The organism is Bartonella sp. MU37NMGALS (genome assembly GCF_042194015.1).
In the GTDB taxonomy this organism is placed as follows: domain Bacteria; phylum Pseudomonadota; class Alphaproteobacteria; order Rhizobiales; family Rhizobiaceae; genus Bartonella; species Bartonella grahamii.
In genome coordinates this window covers 81,196-98,010 of the sequence record NZ_JBHIML010000002.1, presented here as the reverse complement: position 1 = coordinate 98,010, position 16,815 = coordinate 81,196, and the positions used below count along the sequence as shown (strand labels likewise).

The window sequence follows — 16,815 nt, the reverse complement described above, 5'->3', positions numbered from 1 at the left end:
TTCAAAAAAACAGTACACTGTCTCAAATTAAATTAGAGATTTTAGTTACTAACAATAACAATAATTAATAATAATAATAGTAGTTATAGATTACTTAATATAAAAATAAATAATTTTTAATTAAGGGATATTGTAAATGTAATTAACAGTAATTACATGAGTTATTGTTTCATAAATTATTATTCAACAAATTTTATCAATAAAAAAATGTATTATACAGTTTTTAAATTAAAAAGGGGAGAAAATGAAAAATACAAAAAATATTGATTTTGACTATATTTATAGTTCATTTGTTTCAAGATTTTATTGGAAATGTAACTATTTTAAAAACGTATTTTCACCTTTCTATATAGAGAAAAGTCTTTTTAAACATGGCATGTTAGGTCTTTTTGAGGATGAAACACAGGGGTTTTTACTGTTACCATGTGAAGCTCACTTACAAGAAGGAGAACCAACAGAATACAAATGCAGCGGGAATGGCTATTCAAAAATAATTAATAAAGAGAATATTGTCATTCTTAGAAATGGTATATCTAGTGATATTCCATCTTTAATAGCTAAAAAATATGCAGAGAGGACATATAATATATTTCAAAATCATGGTATTGTAGCGCGAACATTAGAAAATGCGGTTTCATTCCCCATAAGTCCTGAAAGCCCTATACAAAATTTAGAAAACTTGCGAAAGCACCTAGAAACTTCAATCTCTGTAGCTGATCCTGGAAGCCTTATACAAAATTTAGAAGATTTGTGGCAACAACGAGACGACTTGCTTAATGAAGCTTTCTCAATATTAGGATTAAAAAAAGGAGATAATTTTATACGCTGTGTACATGCAAGAGAGACTTTTGTGAAAAATTGTAAAGATCGTTTTAATTTTGATATTAGTTTTAAAAGCCAATATGAATATCAGGAAGAATTATCCTCTCGCTTACGGTAAAATCAAGCACCATTAATTGTCATTAGGATGTGAAAATCATAGTAGTAAAATAACTAAGCTTTGCTTTAATGAGGGGCTCTCCGCCTCTCATTAAAAAGCTGTAAGTTACAAAAACTTTTTTCATTTTTACTGCAATCTCCTAAAATCACTTTATTCCCCCTATAATCACTTTATCATTGAGCAAATGTTTTTTATCGCATACACAACACCTAGGAAGGGTTTGAAACAACTTCTTGCATATTAAAATGGGAGAGATTTTTCAATTTTAAAAGAAGCTTGTATACTACCATTGTCCGAGCATCTGTACCTATATTGTCAAAGTGAGAGAGTGCTAAGATTGCGGGAAATCATAGCGCATCCAAATTATCTTATATTGTATCGAGTAGCTGCAAAATAAACTGAGATTTTAACCGTAGTACACGCCCGCCGTAAATTTCCTAACTCCATTTGATTTGATGAAAAACGCAATACCTCTCACGAGAAAAACACTATTTTAATTTTTATTGTAAATTTCCTGAAATTACTTTATGAATTAAAAGATGTTTTGGTCGCATACGCAACGACCAAGAGGGTCTTGAAAGCCCGAAAATCTAAACATGAATTTACCCCACTTTGTGGGTATCCCGGAATTCCGGGAGTTTTTGCTATGTCCAGGTGCTCTCAGCACTAAAAGCAAAAAAAGCTGATTAGATTTCAGTACTTTCAAGCTCCCGGAATACTCATGCGAGGGCGCTCGCAACCGGCGGGGAAACATGCAATCTCAAAATCTTAATATTGATCTTTTTATTGGCAAAAAAATTCGCTTAAAACGAAAAATGCTAAAAATGTCTCAAAAAACATTAGGTCAACATTTAGGTGTTACTTTCCAACAAATCCAAAAATATGAAAAAGGCTTAAATCGTGTCAGCGCAGGGCGTTTAATGGAAATTTCTGATATCTTGAATGTTCCACTTTCCTTTTTCTATGCCAATATCATTACAAAACAACAGCCCCCATACCACCATGATGAAATCGCATCAAGCACAGAGGAATATCTGCTGCTCAAAAGATTTAGAACTCTCACAACGGTAAAAAAGAAAGCCTTTTTACAACTGATCTCTGAAGAGAATGCAAACTAACATCACACGGATAGCACGCACTATTCAAAGTCCCCTTTGTAACACTTTATTGCTTGAATGCAAAACATACCACCCCTCCATTTTAAAAAACGACACGTTAAGAGACACTATTTTAATTTTTATTGTAAATTTCCTAAAATTACTTTATGAATTAAAAGATGTTTTGGTCGCATACGCAACGACCAAAAGGGGCCTTGAAAACCCTAGATCCGAGCGTAAAGATGAACCCACTTTGTGGGTATCCCGGAATTCCGGGAGTTTTTGCTATGTCCAGGTGCTTTAAGCACTAAAAGCAAAAAGGCTGACTCGGATTCAGTGTTTTCAAGCTCCCGGAATACTCATGCGAGGGCGCTCGCAACCGGCGGGGAAAAATGCAATCTCAAAATCTTAATATTGATCTTTTCATTGGCAAAAAAATTCGCTTAAAACGAAAAATGCTAAAAATGTCTCAAACAACTTTAGGACACGCTTTAGGTGTCACTTTCCAACAAATTCAAAAATATGAAAAAGGCTTAAATCGTGTCAGCGCAGGGCGATTAATGGAAATTTCTGATATTTTGAATGTTCCACTTTCCTTTTTTTACGCGGATATCTTAACAAAACAGCAGTCCCCATATCATCATGATGAGATCGCATCGAACACAGAGGAATACCTGCTGCTCAAAAGATTTAGAACTCTCACAACGGTTAAAAAGAAAGCCTTTTTACAGCTGATCTCTGATGAGAGTGCAAACAATATCACACGGATAGCGCGCTATTCATAAGCATTCATAAGTATTTTAAAAAGCAGCCCCCATTGTAAGCATTTTTTCATTTTAGGAGGAGATGCCCTTAATATAATAGACGATAAGCATTTTTACACACAATAACCCTTTATCATTATTATTTTTAACAGGACTATTTTCAACAGTCTGGCTCTCGTCAACATTTATGCTATTTTTTTAAACTTACCGAACCCTACCTTAACTAAGATGAAAAACTGAGAGATAAAAAGTAATATAGAAATGAAATTCTTATACGGCTTGTAATGATGAAAAAAAAATGTGAAAGTTCTGATCGGTAATGAGGAGAAAACACCATGATCAAGAGAAGCGTGAAGCTGCTTATCTTAGGCGTGCTTGGCCTTGCAAGTTCTGCTGTCAATTCAGCTGGAAACACTGAAGAATTCTCAAGTTCTGAAGACTCTTTCAATACGATTCAAGAAGCTTCAAACACTCAAGAACCTTTTCAGCCCTTAAAAGCTGGAGACTATGATCAAGCCTATGACTATTACATCCAAGGTTATTATTTAAAAGCTTTTCGTGAAGCACTCCGACGTGCTGAAAAAAATGATCCTTTTGCACAAACTCTTCTTGCCAGAATTTATATGGAGGGATGTGCTGTCCCTATTGACGGTGCGCGTGCTGCTTTATGGTTTGAACGCGCCGCAAAACAGGGGGAACCCCAAGCACAACTACGCTATGGGCTTATGTTGTTTGATGGTAACTTTATAAAACAAAATCAAGAACTTGGTGAACAGTTCATTCAAAAATCTGTCAATGCAGGCGTCAAGGAAGCCTATTTTTATTACGGACAACTGCTTCTTTATAAAGCCGCACAGGAAAAACAAGCTCTCCCTGGTGTTTCTTCTCAAAGCCGTGAAAATGAAGCAATCGAGCAAGCCTTAAAATTGTACTTAAAAGGTGCTGCTCTTGGAGATGCTGAAGCTGCTTTTTCTGCTGCAAAAATTCTTTCCTTAGGCACGTTAAAACGACCAAAGGATGATCGCAATGCTCGCAAACTCATGGAGGTAGCGGCTCAAAACAACCACTTAAAAGCTCAACTTCATTTAGCACAATGGCTTATACAGGGGCGTGGAGGAGAAACAGATTTTCCCCGTGCTTTTCATTTACTTCAAAGAAATGCTATCAACATGATAGCACCAGCACAGATTTCCCTTGCAAGGCTTTATCGAGATGGCACAGGAACAAAAGGCGATATAATAATGGCAGCGGCATGGTATATGCTCGCAAAAGAGGCAAAAATGCAAGCTCCTGATCTTGAAATAATGCTCCAAGGCATGGACAAAACACAACTAGAAAAAGCGCACAAAGAAGCAATAAAGCTCCTTCCTGTTTTTTAAAATACTCCTCTCTGCATCAAAAAGATAAAATTTATAGAAATTCCGGGAGTTTTTGCACTGTCCAGGTGCTTTAAGCACTAAAAGCAAAAAGGCTGATTTGAGTTCAGTATTTTCAAGATCCCGGAATACCAACGCGAGGGCGCTCGCACCCCGTCGGAGGGAAATGCAAACCAAAGATCTTTATAACGACATTTCCATTGGTAAAGAAAACGCACTGGTATCATTTGCTTAAGCAAACAATATCCAATAAGCAAAAGAACTAGGCTATCCGAAAATTCCAAAAGCTCTATTTGTTCATTCTTTTTGCTTGGATGAAAAACACACCAACTCTCATTAAAAAACTATTTTTTATTGTAAATTTGCTGAAATTACTTTATGAATTGAAAGGTGTTTTGGTCGCATACGCAACGACCAATAGGGCTCTAAAAACCCGAAACCTCGTACATAAATTTACCCCGCTTTGCGGGTGTCCCGGAATTCCGGGAGATTTTGCTATGTCCAGGTGCTTTAAGCACTAAAAGCAAAATGCTGATTCGAGGTCAGTGTTTTTAGACTCCCGGAATACCAACGCGAGGGCGCTCGCACCCGGCGGGGGGCTTTAAAATGCAAAGTAAAAATCTTAATATTGATCTTTTTGTAGGCAAAAAAGTTCGTTTTAGACGAAAAATGTTGAAGATGTCTCAAAAAACATTAGGTCAACATTTGGGTGTCACTTTCCAACAAATCCAGAAATATGAAAACGGCTTAAATCGTGTCAGCGCAGGGCGTTTAAAAGAAATTTCCGATATCTTAAATGTTCCGGTTTCCTTTTTCTATGCGGATATCATCACAAAACAACAGCCCCCATACCACCATGATGAAATCGCATCAAGCACAGAGGAATACCTGCTTTTAAAAAGATTTAGAGTTCTAACCTCGATAAAACAAAGAGCCATTTTACAGCTCATCGCTGATCAGAATGAAAGCTTTTAACATTATGATATAGGGCGCTACACTCTTTGTTCTTAACTTGCCTCCCACACCTCAAAGGACAGAAGTCCCTTCCCTATCCAGTTGGGAAACAATCCGTCTTCTCAGAACAGAACTCTTTTAGCTTCCGATTTCATGTGGTTCATTTCACAAGATTATCCGGACAAGCCCCCCTCAAATATTCACCACACATTCTCAATTAAAAACACCTCATGGTTTTACGGAACTTATATCATTGCCATCAATGATGATATTTTACGACACAAAGGGATAAAATCCCCAAAAATTCTAAAAATTTTTTGTGCAAATTTTTAAAAAGCTTGCGTCTGAGCGCTTTTTATGGTCTTGCAAAGAACTGAAAAGCAAAAATACATCAAGGTCCTTTTTTTACTCAAGCTTTTCTCTTTGCAAAAAACATGAGAAAACCTATGGAGCACACAGGACCATGAGAGAGCCGCAAGGCTAATCAAAGGAATTTGAGCCCGAAAATAACAAAAGAGCTTGACTGTTAAAGGCAGCAAAGAAAAGCGCCATAACGACAACAAGAGAGCTCTTTTTGCAAGAATAGAATTGGATAGAAACGATGAAAATTAATGGCAATGAAATTCGCCCTGGTAATGTGATCGAACATCAAGGAAGCTTATGGGTTGCTGTTAAATGCAACGCTGTAAAACCAGGAAAAGGTGGTGCATTTAACCAAGTTGAAATGAAAAATTTAATTGATGGTACAAAACTTAACGAACGCTTTCGTGCTGCTGAGACGGTTGAACGCGTGCGCCTTGAACAAAAGGATTTCACATTTCTTTATCAACAAGGGGATGCTTTGGTCTTTATGGATTCAGAATCTTATGAACAACTTGAACTTCAAAAGGATTTTGTTGGTGAACGTGCTGCTTTTCTCCAAGATGGGATGACTGTCACAGTTGAACTTTATCAAGAAAAGCCTATTGGCATCTCACTTCCTGATCAAGTTGCTGTCACGATTGCGGAAGCCGATCCTGCCATCAAAGGACAAACGGTTACCTCCTCTTATAAACCCGCCATTCTTGAAAACGGAATTCGTATTCTTGTTCCCCCCTTTATGAATGCTGGTGAACGTATCATTGTAGACACCAATGAGTTGATTTATTTGCGTCGCGCAAATGAAAAAGATAAATAAAGGAATAAAAAATGGCCCATTCTGCAGTCATGAATGTCATGGTGCAAGCTGCAATGAAAGCAGGACGCTCGTTGGTGCGTGATTACGGTGAAGTGCAAAATTTGCAAGTGTCTTTGAAAGGACCAGCAGATTATGTCAGCCAAGCAGATCGCAAAGCGGAAAAAATTATTTTCAATGAATTAAGCAAAGCGCGCCCCAAATTTGGTTTTCTAATGGAAGAGTCTGAAGAAATCATTGGCGAAGATTCCCAACACCGTTTTATTGTTGACCCATTAGATGGCACCACAAATTTTCTCCATGGCATTCCTTTTTTTGCTGTTTCCATTGCCTTAGAAAGTCAAGGAAAAATCGTTGCTGGTGTTATTTACAATCCCGTAAGTGATGAACTCTTTACCGCAGAACGCGGGTGTGGTGCTTTTTTCAATGACCGACGCTGTCGCGTTTCTGCACGGCGCAGACTAGAAGATTGTGTCATTGCCACAGGAATGCCTCATTTTGGTCGCCCAAATCATGGAACCTATCTTATTGAATTACGCAATGTGATGGCGGAAGTTGCCGGACTTCGCCGTTTTGGCGCTGCTGCTCTTGATTTAGCTTATGTTGCTTCTGGCCGAACCGATGGCTTTTGGGAAGATAACCTGCAAATTTGGGATATGGCTGCTGGAATATTGATGGTTCGCGAAGCCGGTGGTTTTGTCACTGATAAAGAAGGCGGAAGCGATATATTTCGCAAAAAAAATATCATTGCTGGCAATGAACACATTCGCATCAAACTAGAAAAAACCCTCAAAAAAGGCATTTAGACCTCAGAAGTAGTGTCATTTTAAAAGGCAATGCTAATTAAAAGGCAATGCTAAAAGTTCAACTTTGCAACATCCCCATAGAGATATCCCTCATCACGCAACCTTATCTCTTATTGAATTGCGCAAATAATGAGGGAAGTTTCTGGTCTTCGCCTTCTTAGCACTGCTGCTCTTAATTTAGCTTATGTCACCGCAAGAAAAACCGATGGCTTTTGGGAAGACAATCTACAAATTTTTGATAGAACTACCGGCATACTAATAGTTCGCGAAGCCGGTGCTTTTGTCACCGATAAAGAAGGCGGCAGCGATATATTCCGCAAAAAAATATCATTGCTGGCAATGAACACATTCGCATCAAACTAGAAAAAAACTCAAAAAAAGTATTTAACTCTTATAGTTTTTTACAAAAACCTTAGAACCTTAAAACCCCACGTGAAGAGAGAGTTTTAAATTTTCTTTACATAAAACGATAGGAAATAACTAATCAGATATTAACAAAAACATCATCACAAATAAAAAATATACTCGCTATACCCCCCACAAAAGCAATCCTCAACAGCTTACCTTATTGACGTTTCTGTTATTCAAATTCCCCTCCAAACAAGCCACAAAAAGCAATTATCGCACCCAAAACAAAAACACAATCCATTTCCTCCTCAATATATGCTCTTTATAGTGCGCTATCCATTGATCGAAAAAACTCTCCTCTCTCATAAAAACTGCCGCATATGCTTAAGAGTTTTCACGTCTTTTCCACTGAAGTAATAACATCGTAGGTTGACTCCGTTTTTTGTTCGTAAGAGGATCTACAAACTTTTGCAGAGTTATTCCATTCCTTCTCATTAATCGCACTGCTTTTACACAAAATTTCTTAAAATACGAGTTATCCAAGACACTACATATTTTTTTGTAATGTTCATAAGTAAGTTTTTTTCCAAGTGCTTGCTTGCACAATAAACGCACTTTGTGCTCCCCTCGAACACAAATATCTTTTACCAATGGAAGCCGATCTCCACTGAATTTCATATCTTCCCTAGGATTTTTTTATCCCCAGTACGTCTCTTTCCCATAGCCTTACTCCCTCATCCCATTGTTTCAACCATTCTTGCGATACTTTTTGAGTTTTTGCCAAAAGTCTTTGTTCCCATTGTGCAATAATATCTTGATATCCAGCGCAATCTTGCTCTTTTTGCTCAAGTTGTTTAGTTAAATGCTTGTTTTGATAAATTGCGAATGCAAGCATTAAGCTTCCCCCACAACACACTATCATTGCAAAACCAAACAAAAAATCCACTGAGTATCCGAAATACCACGACTTCCCCATCAATATGATGCACAAAATCATAACGCCGAATCTCACACTCCCACATTCTTTCCCCCATTTCCAAATGACCTTAATTATAGCTATTATGAAAGCTATTGCCCATTTTATGTCTTCTTCCATTCTTGCTCTCTTCTAACCTCACCAACATTTAACGCAGCTCTTTTATCGATCCCTCGATATTGTATCAATATGTGTATATCTGATTTGAAAATTACTACATATTATATTTTAATAAAAAAATACACAAAATATAGATATTTTTATTGGTAAAATAAAACAATTTGTATTTAATAATACTACTCTCATGCTTTATGCGCTTTAAAGAAGAGCCTTATAAGCCCTCAAAGTGCATGATCCATGAAATATTGGTTTTCAAAATAATAAAAACCTTAACACCGCAAAATATACTGCGTGCTTTGTTAGCTCTGTTTTATAACATCGATAAAAAGCGTCTTTCTACTCATTTATCAGCTCTTTTTTAGTAAACCGACATCATCATACACTTTCCTAATCCCCTCAATATTACTACAGCCCCTAAAACTTGAGACGATTCATGAAGAGGACTTATTCTTTCTAAAGTGTTTTATTCACGCGGGTTCTCTCTGCTTGCCACATACAAGAGACATGGTTTTAACTAATACAACATAACTAAATTTGAAACGAGAAAATCCTATGGTATTCATGATCTCTCATGAAAAACAATGAATTACTCTTATAAATAAACGTGACAGTTAAATCAACGTGACAGTGCTGTTATGAAGAGAACTCCTTGCACATCTTAATAGTGCATAGAGATTAACTGGGTGTCATTTTATATTCTGTACACAGATGAAGTATTTTTATAAAAATGCTCCGTCTTGCGCAGAAAAAAGGACAGCCCGTTAAGACCTTAAAAAGAAAAACCTCTGAATGCTTGCCCCTCTTTTTCCATGAGAGATTCAAATTGATAAGCCTGTCTAAAAAGAGAGCTGTTTATGTCCTTAAAGATACTGCTCTTGTATCAAGATCACTTACTCCGGTGAAAATTGGAGTTTTGCGAGGTAAGCATAGACGCCATTTTTTGCCACAAGTTCTGCATGGGTTCCTTCTTCCACAAGAGCGCCTTTATCCATCACGAGAATACGATCAGCTTTTAAAATTGTTGCCAAACGATGTGCAATTACCAAGGTTGTACGATTTTGCATCAATCCTTCTAAGGCATCTTGCACCAACTTTTCACTGTTTGCATCTAAAGCAGATGTTGCTTCATCAAGAAGCAACAGGGGTGCATTTCTTAGAATTGCCCGTGCAATACCAATGCGTTGTTTTTGCCCCCCAGAAAGCATGGTACCACGTTCTCCTACTTGCGTATCCAAGCCATCTGGTAAAGCTTGAATAAATTCAAGTGCATTAGCCGCTTTAGCGGCAGCAAGGATTTCCTCTTCATAGGTATTTTCAGTTCCAAAAATAATATTATCACGCAATGTTCCATCAAAAATGGCGACATCCTGTGGAACATAGGAAATTGCACTGCGTAAATCTTGTAAAGAAAGGCGATTAATTTCCATGCCATCCAACCGAATTGTTCCACTTATCGGGTCATAAAAACGAAGGATCAAAGAAAAAATAGTGCTTTTTCCTGCTCCTGAAGCCCCAACAAAAGCAACCGTTTCTCCTGCCTTTACAGAAAACGAAAGCGAGCGTAAAACCTTCTCTTGAGGTCTAGAAGGATAAGTAAAATCAACCTGATCAAAAACAAGTTCGCCTCGAACAGGTTGTTCCAATGATAAAGGATTTTTAGGAGCTACAATAGTAGGTTGTTCTTGTAACAATTCGGAAAGCCGCTCAGCAGCGCCTGCGGCTTGGATTAACTCTGCCCCCAGTTCCGATAATTGCGCAAAAGTAGAAGCTCCAAAAACTGCATAAAGGACAAATTGCCCTAATGTCCCGCCTGTCATCGTTCCATTTAAAACATCGCGCGACCCAATCCATAAAACAGCAACCACACTGCTAAAAACCAAAAAAATTGCAAAACCCGTAAAAAAGGAGCGCAGGATCACGGAAGCACGTGCTGTTTGAAAAGCACGTTCTATCAATTGTGAAAAACGTGTTGCAACGAGTTTTTCTGCGGTAAAAGCTTGCACAGTGCGAATAGCACTTACCTGTTCTGTAGCAACAGCATTGGCATCTGCGAGACGATCTTGCGCCGCACGTGTACGAGAGCGAACTTTCCGCCCAAAAACCACTAAGGGAATGGCCACAACAGGAATAGCAACCAAAACCAACAAAGACAATTTAGCATTGGTAATCACCATCATCACGACGGCTCCGATCACTATAATCAACTGACGCAAAGCAGTAGAGGCGGTAGAACCCACAGCTAATTTTATTTGTGTTGTATCTGTTAGAAGCCTTGAAACAATCTCTCCTGAATGCGACCGATCAAAAAAAGCAGGAGAAAGTTTCATAATATGAATAAACACATCACGCCGTAAATCGGCAACAATCCGCTCTCCTAATGTGATAACACAATAATAACGGGCTGCTGAAGCAAATGCGAGAAGCAAGGCTAAGATAAACAAAATTCCGAAGTAAAAATTGATATGTCCATGGCTTGAAGTAGAAAACCCATGATCAAACATTTGGCGGATAGCCACAGGCAAAGCTAATGTGACAAGAGCCGCAACAGATAACGCTAGAAAGGCAAAGATAAACAACCAACGATAGCGCAAAAGATAAGGAAAAAAAATTGCAAGCGAAGAGAATGAAGATTTTCTAGGAGAAGATTTTGTAGATTTTTCTGAATGATTAAAGAGATTCATAAGGTTTCGCTCACTATATTGAATTTATAACACTTGATACAATGATGCATCTTGAACACTTGTTTTTTTATGTGTGCTCAGCTATAGGAATAAATACTTTAATCAATGTATCAAAAAGACAAAGGAAGCGCACTTAAAAAAATCGAGCAAGTGCTGTTTCATTCTGTAAACGCAAAAGGTTTTTACGCATGAAAGCGAATATTCATCCCAACTATCACACAATTACCGTTGTTATGACGGATGGAACCCAATATAAAACGCGCTCTACTTGGGGAAAAGAAGGCGATACTCTTAATCTAGATATTGACCCAAGAACGCATCCAGCATGGACAGGTGGCTCCCAAACACTCGTAGACCGTGGCGGTCGTCTTTCTAAATTCAAAAATCGTTTTGGTAATATTGGCATGTAAAAGCCTATTACTAATTATAAAGAGCACAAGTTTTAAAAAATGATTGCTCTATTGTAAGTGATTGGTTTTTTTATGCTGTAAAGAGTGCACTTTAAATATTAATTCAAAAACGCATCCAACATAAATAGATAGGATCTTAGGCACTAATAAATCTTGGTGGCTGCGTTTTTAAATTTAAAAATCAGTTTGAAATACGAGCATAAATCCTTCCTCTTAGAGTATAACGACCTGAAATAAAATAATTACAAACTATCCTTCTTTTTTTGGAACTGAAAAATACCCATGAAGAGAGCATTCTTGTCGCCGCTAAAGCGGCTAATACGCTTGAATTGATTCGAGCTTTACCAGATTGGCTTGGATACGTGAATAGAAGAACGTGGTACCATGCTTTCTGAGGGACAAGACAACGCATCGGTATTGTATGGTCAATTCTAAGAAATACACCCCTGTTGCTGCAAGTCGGCACCATCATTATATTTGCCAGCTCGTCAGTATTGCTACAACCTTGGCACTTGAGACAATTCATTATAGGCATTTTAAGTCCTTTCTTAATATTTTTTTTATTCACGCGGGCTCTCCCCGCCTGTAACGTGCAAGAGACATGGTTTTGGTTGATTCAACATGGAACAGATTTGAAATGAGAAAATCCTATGGTATTCGGAATTCCCATTCAACATACAAAACAGTGAATTATTATTATAAATCAAAACATTGCTGCTTTATGAAGCAACATCTGCTTTAGATGCAAACAGTGAAAAGTTGGTGCAAGACGCCTTAGAAGGATTGATGCAAAATCGTACAACCTTGGTAATTGCACATCGTTTGGCAACAATTTTAAAAGCTGATCGTATTCTCGTGATGGATAAAGGCGCTCCTGTGGAAGAGGAAACCCATGCAGAACTTGTGGCAAGAAATGGCGTCTATGCCTATTTGGCAAAACTCCAATTTTCACCTGAGTAAGTGATCATTATAAAGACAATATCTTTAAGGACATAAACAGCACTCCTTTTCAGACAGGCTTATCAATTTGAACTTCTCATTTTTCCATTTAACACACGATAAGGTACCATTTAGGCACCATGAGAAGCTTTCCCCTTATATCATGATTTCAAAAGCCGCATGAGAAAAACAAAATAAGCCGTTTGGGTGTCTTAAGGTCAAGGATGCCGATAGGCGCAACTTGTAAAGGGGGTTGCCTTGAGCTTAAGGACCAAGGCTTGTTAGCCCCTTCATTAAACGCGGGTCTGATGTTATGATCTTGGAGAGCGATTATTAAGAATTTGAGAGGCAGACAGCCTCTCATTTTGATTTATATGCAAACAAATTGCACTCTATTTATTCAGGGAGAATAAGAACATACCCAGGAGGTGCTAAACGGAATAAGAGAGCATCGTAACCCCAACTAGCAGACAGGCAGCAAATAGAAGAAACGCCTTCAAGAATTGTTAAGAGTAATGCGAACGATATACCGGCTTCATCTGCTGTTGCGTCACGGCGTTCTAAGAGGTATCCGACAAAAAAGAAAAAGCACCCTATTCCACTCACCGACCCAAAGACTTTTAATTCGGTATGAACCGGTCCACGTATGTTGAGCAAGATAATAAAAATTATGAAAGTAAATACTGTAAAGATCCCTTCGAATACCCCACGCACCATATTGCACAACTTTCGCATCATAATTGCAGAAAAGCTCTGTTCTGCGTATCGATTTTCTCTTTTTGTGCTTGTATTCTTAGAAGATATACCGTCCACAACTCCCCCCGTTTTAAGCCAAGATGCTATGAAGTTATTTATTTTTAATTATATCATCATAAAATACAAGAAAAATTTATTCATTTTAACGAAAAAATAGGTGTTTTATTGAGGTGCAAATCTATTTTGTTAGCAAGAGTTATTCAATCCGTTCGTCAATAGAAAGGCTACTCCCTTACAGAGAAAGCTATCCTGACGCACAAAAACTTCATAAGCTGTATTCCAATCCGCTCAGAAATCGCAACTCTCCAATCTACCCGCTTTTCCACCTTTGAAACTGTAATAAAATGGATTCTGCTGATGACAAGTAATGATAACATGAAAAAGAAAAAATATCACAATATCAAACTCTTCAATACAGTATGAGCTTTATGATTTTCACTCAAAAAGCAAGTGCCTACCCATGAACGACACCATACTAAAGTGCTGTGCATTCACAAATTTCCTTTAAAGCACCATCTCCCCTTCCCGAAATCGCACCTCTTGCGCAATCTTATCTCTCGATAGCACCCATTAGAAACTTTTAAAAGGTCCAAGGAGAAAACTCTCTGAGAAAGCTTTCAAGCCTAAAACGCCCCCGCCATTTTTATCATGATGAGGGCACCCAAAAAACACGCAGAAACAAGCAAAATCTCTCCGCATTTAAAAACAGAGTTTGTGCTTCAAGCGCACGCTTTTTCTTGTTCTGTTGTCCATTGTCCCAAAGCCGCAAGATGATTCATCAAAGCTCGATGACTAAATGCCTTCTGTGCAACAGCAATATTCTCATCCTTTCCAGCCCATGCTTTTAAAGCAGCTGCTTGTAATGCTCGTCCATAGGAAAAGGTCAATTTCCAAGGAAATGCGCCCAAAGAATTCATAGCAGATAAATGCGCCGTTGCTTCCTTATCAGACTGTCCTCCAGAAAGAAAAGCAATTCCAGGAACAGCAGCAGGAACAGTCTGTTTAAGCACCTGGACGGTCTTTTCAGCAACTTCTTCGACAGAAGCCTTGCGCGCATCCTTACCATCAATCACCATATTGGGCTTTAAAATCATCCCCTCCAAAAGAACACGAGCTTCAAACAATTCTTTAAAGACGGTCTGTAAAACAGCTTTTGTCACCTCAAAGCAACGTGTAATGGAATGCCCACACGATGGTCCATCCATCAACACTTCCGGCTCAACAATCGGCACAATATTGAACTCCTGACACAAGGCAGCATAGCGTGCAAGAGCTTGTGCGTTTTGTCTTATGGCGCCTCTTGTTGGCAAAGCGTGTTCATCAATAGCAATCACCGCACGCCATTTAGCAAAACGTGCTCCCAAAGCATAATAGTCTTTTAGCCGCTCACGAAGACCATCCAACCCTTCGGTAATTGTCTCTTGAGGAAAAGCGGCCAAAGGTTTTGCACCGGTATCAACTTTAATCCCTGGCAAAGCGCCTGAATCCCGAATAAGATCCGTCAACATTTTCCCAGTTGATGCTTTTTGCCGAATGGTTTCATCAAATAAAATAACCCCAGAGATGGCGTTTTCCATCGCTTCTTTTGTACTAAAAAGCATTTCACGATAAGCACGGCGCTTATCTTCATTGGATTCAACACCAATACTTTCAAAACGCTTTCCAATGGTCGCCGTACTTTCATCTGCCGCCAAAATACCTTTACCCGCATGCACCAAAGCAAGTGCAATATCTTCAAGCCGTTCATTCATAAAAAATTCCTCTTTATTTTGTCTTAATTTCTAAAAATGCGCAACACTATCAAAACACTCTACAAGACCGTATAGTTTTTCTTTAACCTTCCCTTCAAAGAAACCCCTTAAGCCTGCATAAGGGCAAGAATGCCAGGCAGAACCTTACCTTCCATCCATTCCAAAAAAGCCCCTCCAGCAGTCGAGAGATAAGTAAAATCATTGGCAACACCAGCATGATTAAGGGCAAAAACCGTATCGCCCCCTCCTGCAATTGAAACCAACTTTCCCGTCAAACTACGTTCTGCTGCATGGCATGCAACGGCAATGGTTCCCTTATCAAAGGGAGACATCTCAAAAACACCAAGGGGTCCATTCCACACAAGAGTAGCAGCTTCATCTATCGCAGCATTGATATGCGCAATAGAGCGCGTCCCAATATCCAATATCATGCCATCTTGTGGAATATCTTCAATGTCATAAAGACGATGCGGTGCATCTTTTTCAAAACGAAATCCAACGACAGCATCCACAGGGAGCAGAAGCGTACATTGACACTCTTGCGCTTTTTTAATAATTTTTTTTATCGTGTCCATCAGTGCATGTTCACACAGTGACTTACCAACAGACACACCTTGCGCTGCTAAAAAACTGTTAGCCATGCCCCCACCAATCACGAGATGATCAACCTTTTCCACCAAATGATTGAGCACAAAAAGCTTGCTGGAAACTTTCGCTCCTCCCACAAGGGCAACCACAGGACGTGCTGGATTGCCAAGTCCTTTTTCTAACGCCTGCATCTCACCTTGCAAAGAGCGCCCTGCATAAGAAGGCAACAAATGCGTTATTCCCTCCACCGAAGCATGGGCACGATGAGAAACTGAAAAAGCATCATTGACATAGAGATCCCCATTATGAGCCAAAGCTTCCGCAAAAGAACAATCATTCTTTTCTTCACCAGCATAAAAACGAACATTTTCAAGCAGTAAAATACCCCCATTTTGTAATGACTCAACCGCAACCTGCACCACCGAACCGATACAGTCAGGAGCAAAAGAAACAGGCTGATTAATGATCTTTTCCAGCACTTGCACAACAGGACGGAGTGAAAACTCTGGCTCTACCTTTCCTTTAGGGCGACCACAATGAGAAAGCAGAATAAGTTTAGCACCCCGCTTTTGCAGCTCAATGATTGTCTCTTTATGTCGCTCTAAGCGCGTCGTATCACAGACCTTGCCGTGTGCCATTGGCACATTAAAATCCACCCGCACAAGAACACGTTTTCCAGTGACATCAACATCATCAAGTGTACGAAACCCCATCACTGCTTCCTCTTCACTTTCCATTGTTTCAAATAAAAACGCATCCAACAACCCTGCCCACTTTTCTTTCCACTTATCCCCTCTTTGCTTTTACAAGAGATCCACGACAGCTTATCTCTCACCCTCTGCTTGAAAAGCCAAAGCTTCATCGTCAAATGTACAAAAGCCCACCATTGCTCTTAATCTTCATATCCCATTGTGGCAAACAAATGCATTCGCTCAACTTGATCTCTATTAAAGCTTGCCTTTTACTTCTAAGCAAGAGAGTTTACATCTCCTAATTTTCTAACGTTTTCTCAAAGGGTATCTCGTTCAGATCTTACTTTTTCAAAGTTTACTCTTTCATGCAGCTTTTAAAAGCACGTATTGACACGGTATTAAAACAAAACACATCATCAATTTTTCAATATTCTCTTCTCTCT

At 38.8% G+C, this 16,815-nt stretch carries 13 protein-coding genes and 2 pseudogenes; 10 read left to right on the top strand and 5 right to left on the bottom strand.

The genetic code is table 11. The features are described 5' to 3' along the window. Positions 1–244: 244 nt before the first annotated feature. The 8 genes and pseudogenes from ACFIJP_RS01745 to ACFIJP_RS01710 all read left to right on the top strand — a co-directional run. Positions 245–940, top strand: a complete 696-nt coding sequence (locus ACFIJP_RS01745) for a hypothetical protein (RefSeq protein WP_375625256.1) — start codon at positions 245–247, stop codon at positions 938–940. Between the two features lie 752 nt (positions 941–1,692). After that, positions 1,693–2,058, top strand: coding sequence for a helix-turn-helix domain-containing protein (locus ACFIJP_RS01740; RefSeq protein ID WP_375625255.1), 366 nt, complete (start codon positions 1,693–1,695; stop codon positions 2,056–2,058). 371 nt (positions 2,059–2,429) lie between these two features. Beyond that, positions 2,430–2,822 carry a helix-turn-helix domain-containing protein gene (locus tag ACFIJP_RS01735; RefSeq protein WP_375625254.1) on the top strand — a complete coding sequence of 131 codons (393 nt, stop codon included), beginning with the start codon at positions 2,430–2,432 and terminating at the stop codon, positions 2,820–2,822. Between the two features lie 314 nt (positions 2,823–3,136). Next, positions 3,137–4,180 (top strand): tetratricopeptide repeat protein, encoded by a 1,044-nt coding sequence (locus tag ACFIJP_RS01730; RefSeq protein WP_375625253.1) that lies wholly within the window; start codon positions 3,137–3,139, stop codon positions 4,178–4,180. A 603-nt stretch (positions 4,181–4,783) separates the two neighbouring features. After that, complete coding sequence (locus ACFIJP_RS01725; RefSeq protein WP_375625252.1) at positions 4,784–5,152, top strand: helix-turn-helix domain-containing protein; 369 nt, start codon at positions 4,784–4,786, stop codon at positions 5,150–5,152. Between the two features lie 580 nt (positions 5,153–5,732). Then, positions 5,733–6,308, top strand: a complete 576-nt coding sequence (gene efp, locus ACFIJP_RS01720; RefSeq protein WP_015856958.1) for an elongation factor P — start codon at positions 5,733–5,735, stop codon at positions 6,306–6,308. 11 nt (positions 6,309–6,319) lie between these two features. Continuing rightward, a complete protein-coding gene (locus tag ACFIJP_RS01715) occupies positions 6,320–7,111 on the top strand; it encodes an inositol monophosphatase family protein (protein WP_273787682.1) in 792 nt (263 codons plus the stop codon). A gap of 73 nt (positions 7,112–7,184) precedes the next feature. Further along, a pseudogene (locus ACFIJP_RS01710) lies at positions 7,185–7,527 on the top strand (inositol monophosphatase family protein); the annotation flags it as partial. Positions 7,528–8,144: 617 nt separating this feature from the next. Here ACFIJP_RS01710 and ACFIJP_RS01705 read toward each other — a convergent pair. Further along, the gene (locus ACFIJP_RS01705) at positions 8,145–8,555 is read right to left on the bottom strand and encodes a hypothetical protein (protein ID WP_375625251.1); all 411 of its coding nucleotides are present in this window, start codon (positions 8,553–8,555) and stop codon (positions 8,145–8,147) included. Positions 8,556–9,445: 890 nt separating this feature from the next. Continuing rightward, positions 9,446–11,236, bottom strand: a complete 1,791-nt coding sequence (locus ACFIJP_RS01700) for an ABC transporter transmembrane domain-containing protein (protein ID WP_375625250.1) — start codon at positions 11,234–11,236, stop codon at positions 9,446–9,448. Positions 11,237–11,424: 188 nt separating this feature from the next. Here ACFIJP_RS01700 and rpmE point away from each other — a divergent pair, with 188 nt between their 5' ends. Together rpmE and ACFIJP_RS01690 are read left to right on the top strand one after the other, a co-directional pair. Next, positions 11,425–11,646 (top strand): 50S ribosomal protein L31, encoded by a 222-nt coding sequence (rpmE, locus tag ACFIJP_RS01695; protein WP_015856961.1) that lies wholly within the window; start codon positions 11,425–11,427, stop codon positions 11,644–11,646. A 711-nt stretch (positions 11,647–12,357) separates the two neighbouring features. Then, a pseudogene (locus ACFIJP_RS01690) lies at positions 12,358–12,606 on the top strand (ABC transporter); the annotation flags it as partial. Between the two features lie 375 nt (positions 12,607–12,981). Here ACFIJP_RS01690 and ACFIJP_RS01685 read toward each other — a convergent pair. The 3 genes from ACFIJP_RS01685 to ACFIJP_RS01675 form a co-directional block, all read right to left on the bottom strand. Beyond that, complete coding sequence (locus ACFIJP_RS01685) at positions 12,982–13,398, bottom strand: hypothetical protein (RefSeq protein WP_375625249.1); 417 nt, start codon at positions 13,396–13,398, stop codon at positions 12,982–12,984. 662 nt (positions 13,399–14,060) lie between these two features. Beyond that, the gene (locus ACFIJP_RS01680; RefSeq protein ID WP_375625248.1) at positions 14,061–15,092 is read right to left on the bottom strand and encodes a class I fructose-bisphosphate aldolase; all 1,032 of its coding nucleotides are present in this window, start codon (positions 15,090–15,092) and stop codon (positions 14,061–14,063) included. A 107-nt stretch (positions 15,093–15,199) separates the two neighbouring features. Then, positions 15,200–16,393: a phosphoglycerate kinase gene (locus tag ACFIJP_RS01675; RefSeq protein ID WP_375625406.1), complete on the bottom strand. Its 1,194-nt coding sequence runs from the start codon at positions 16,391–16,393 to the stop codon at positions 15,200–15,202. Between the last annotated feature and the right edge of the window lie 422 nt (positions 16,394–16,815).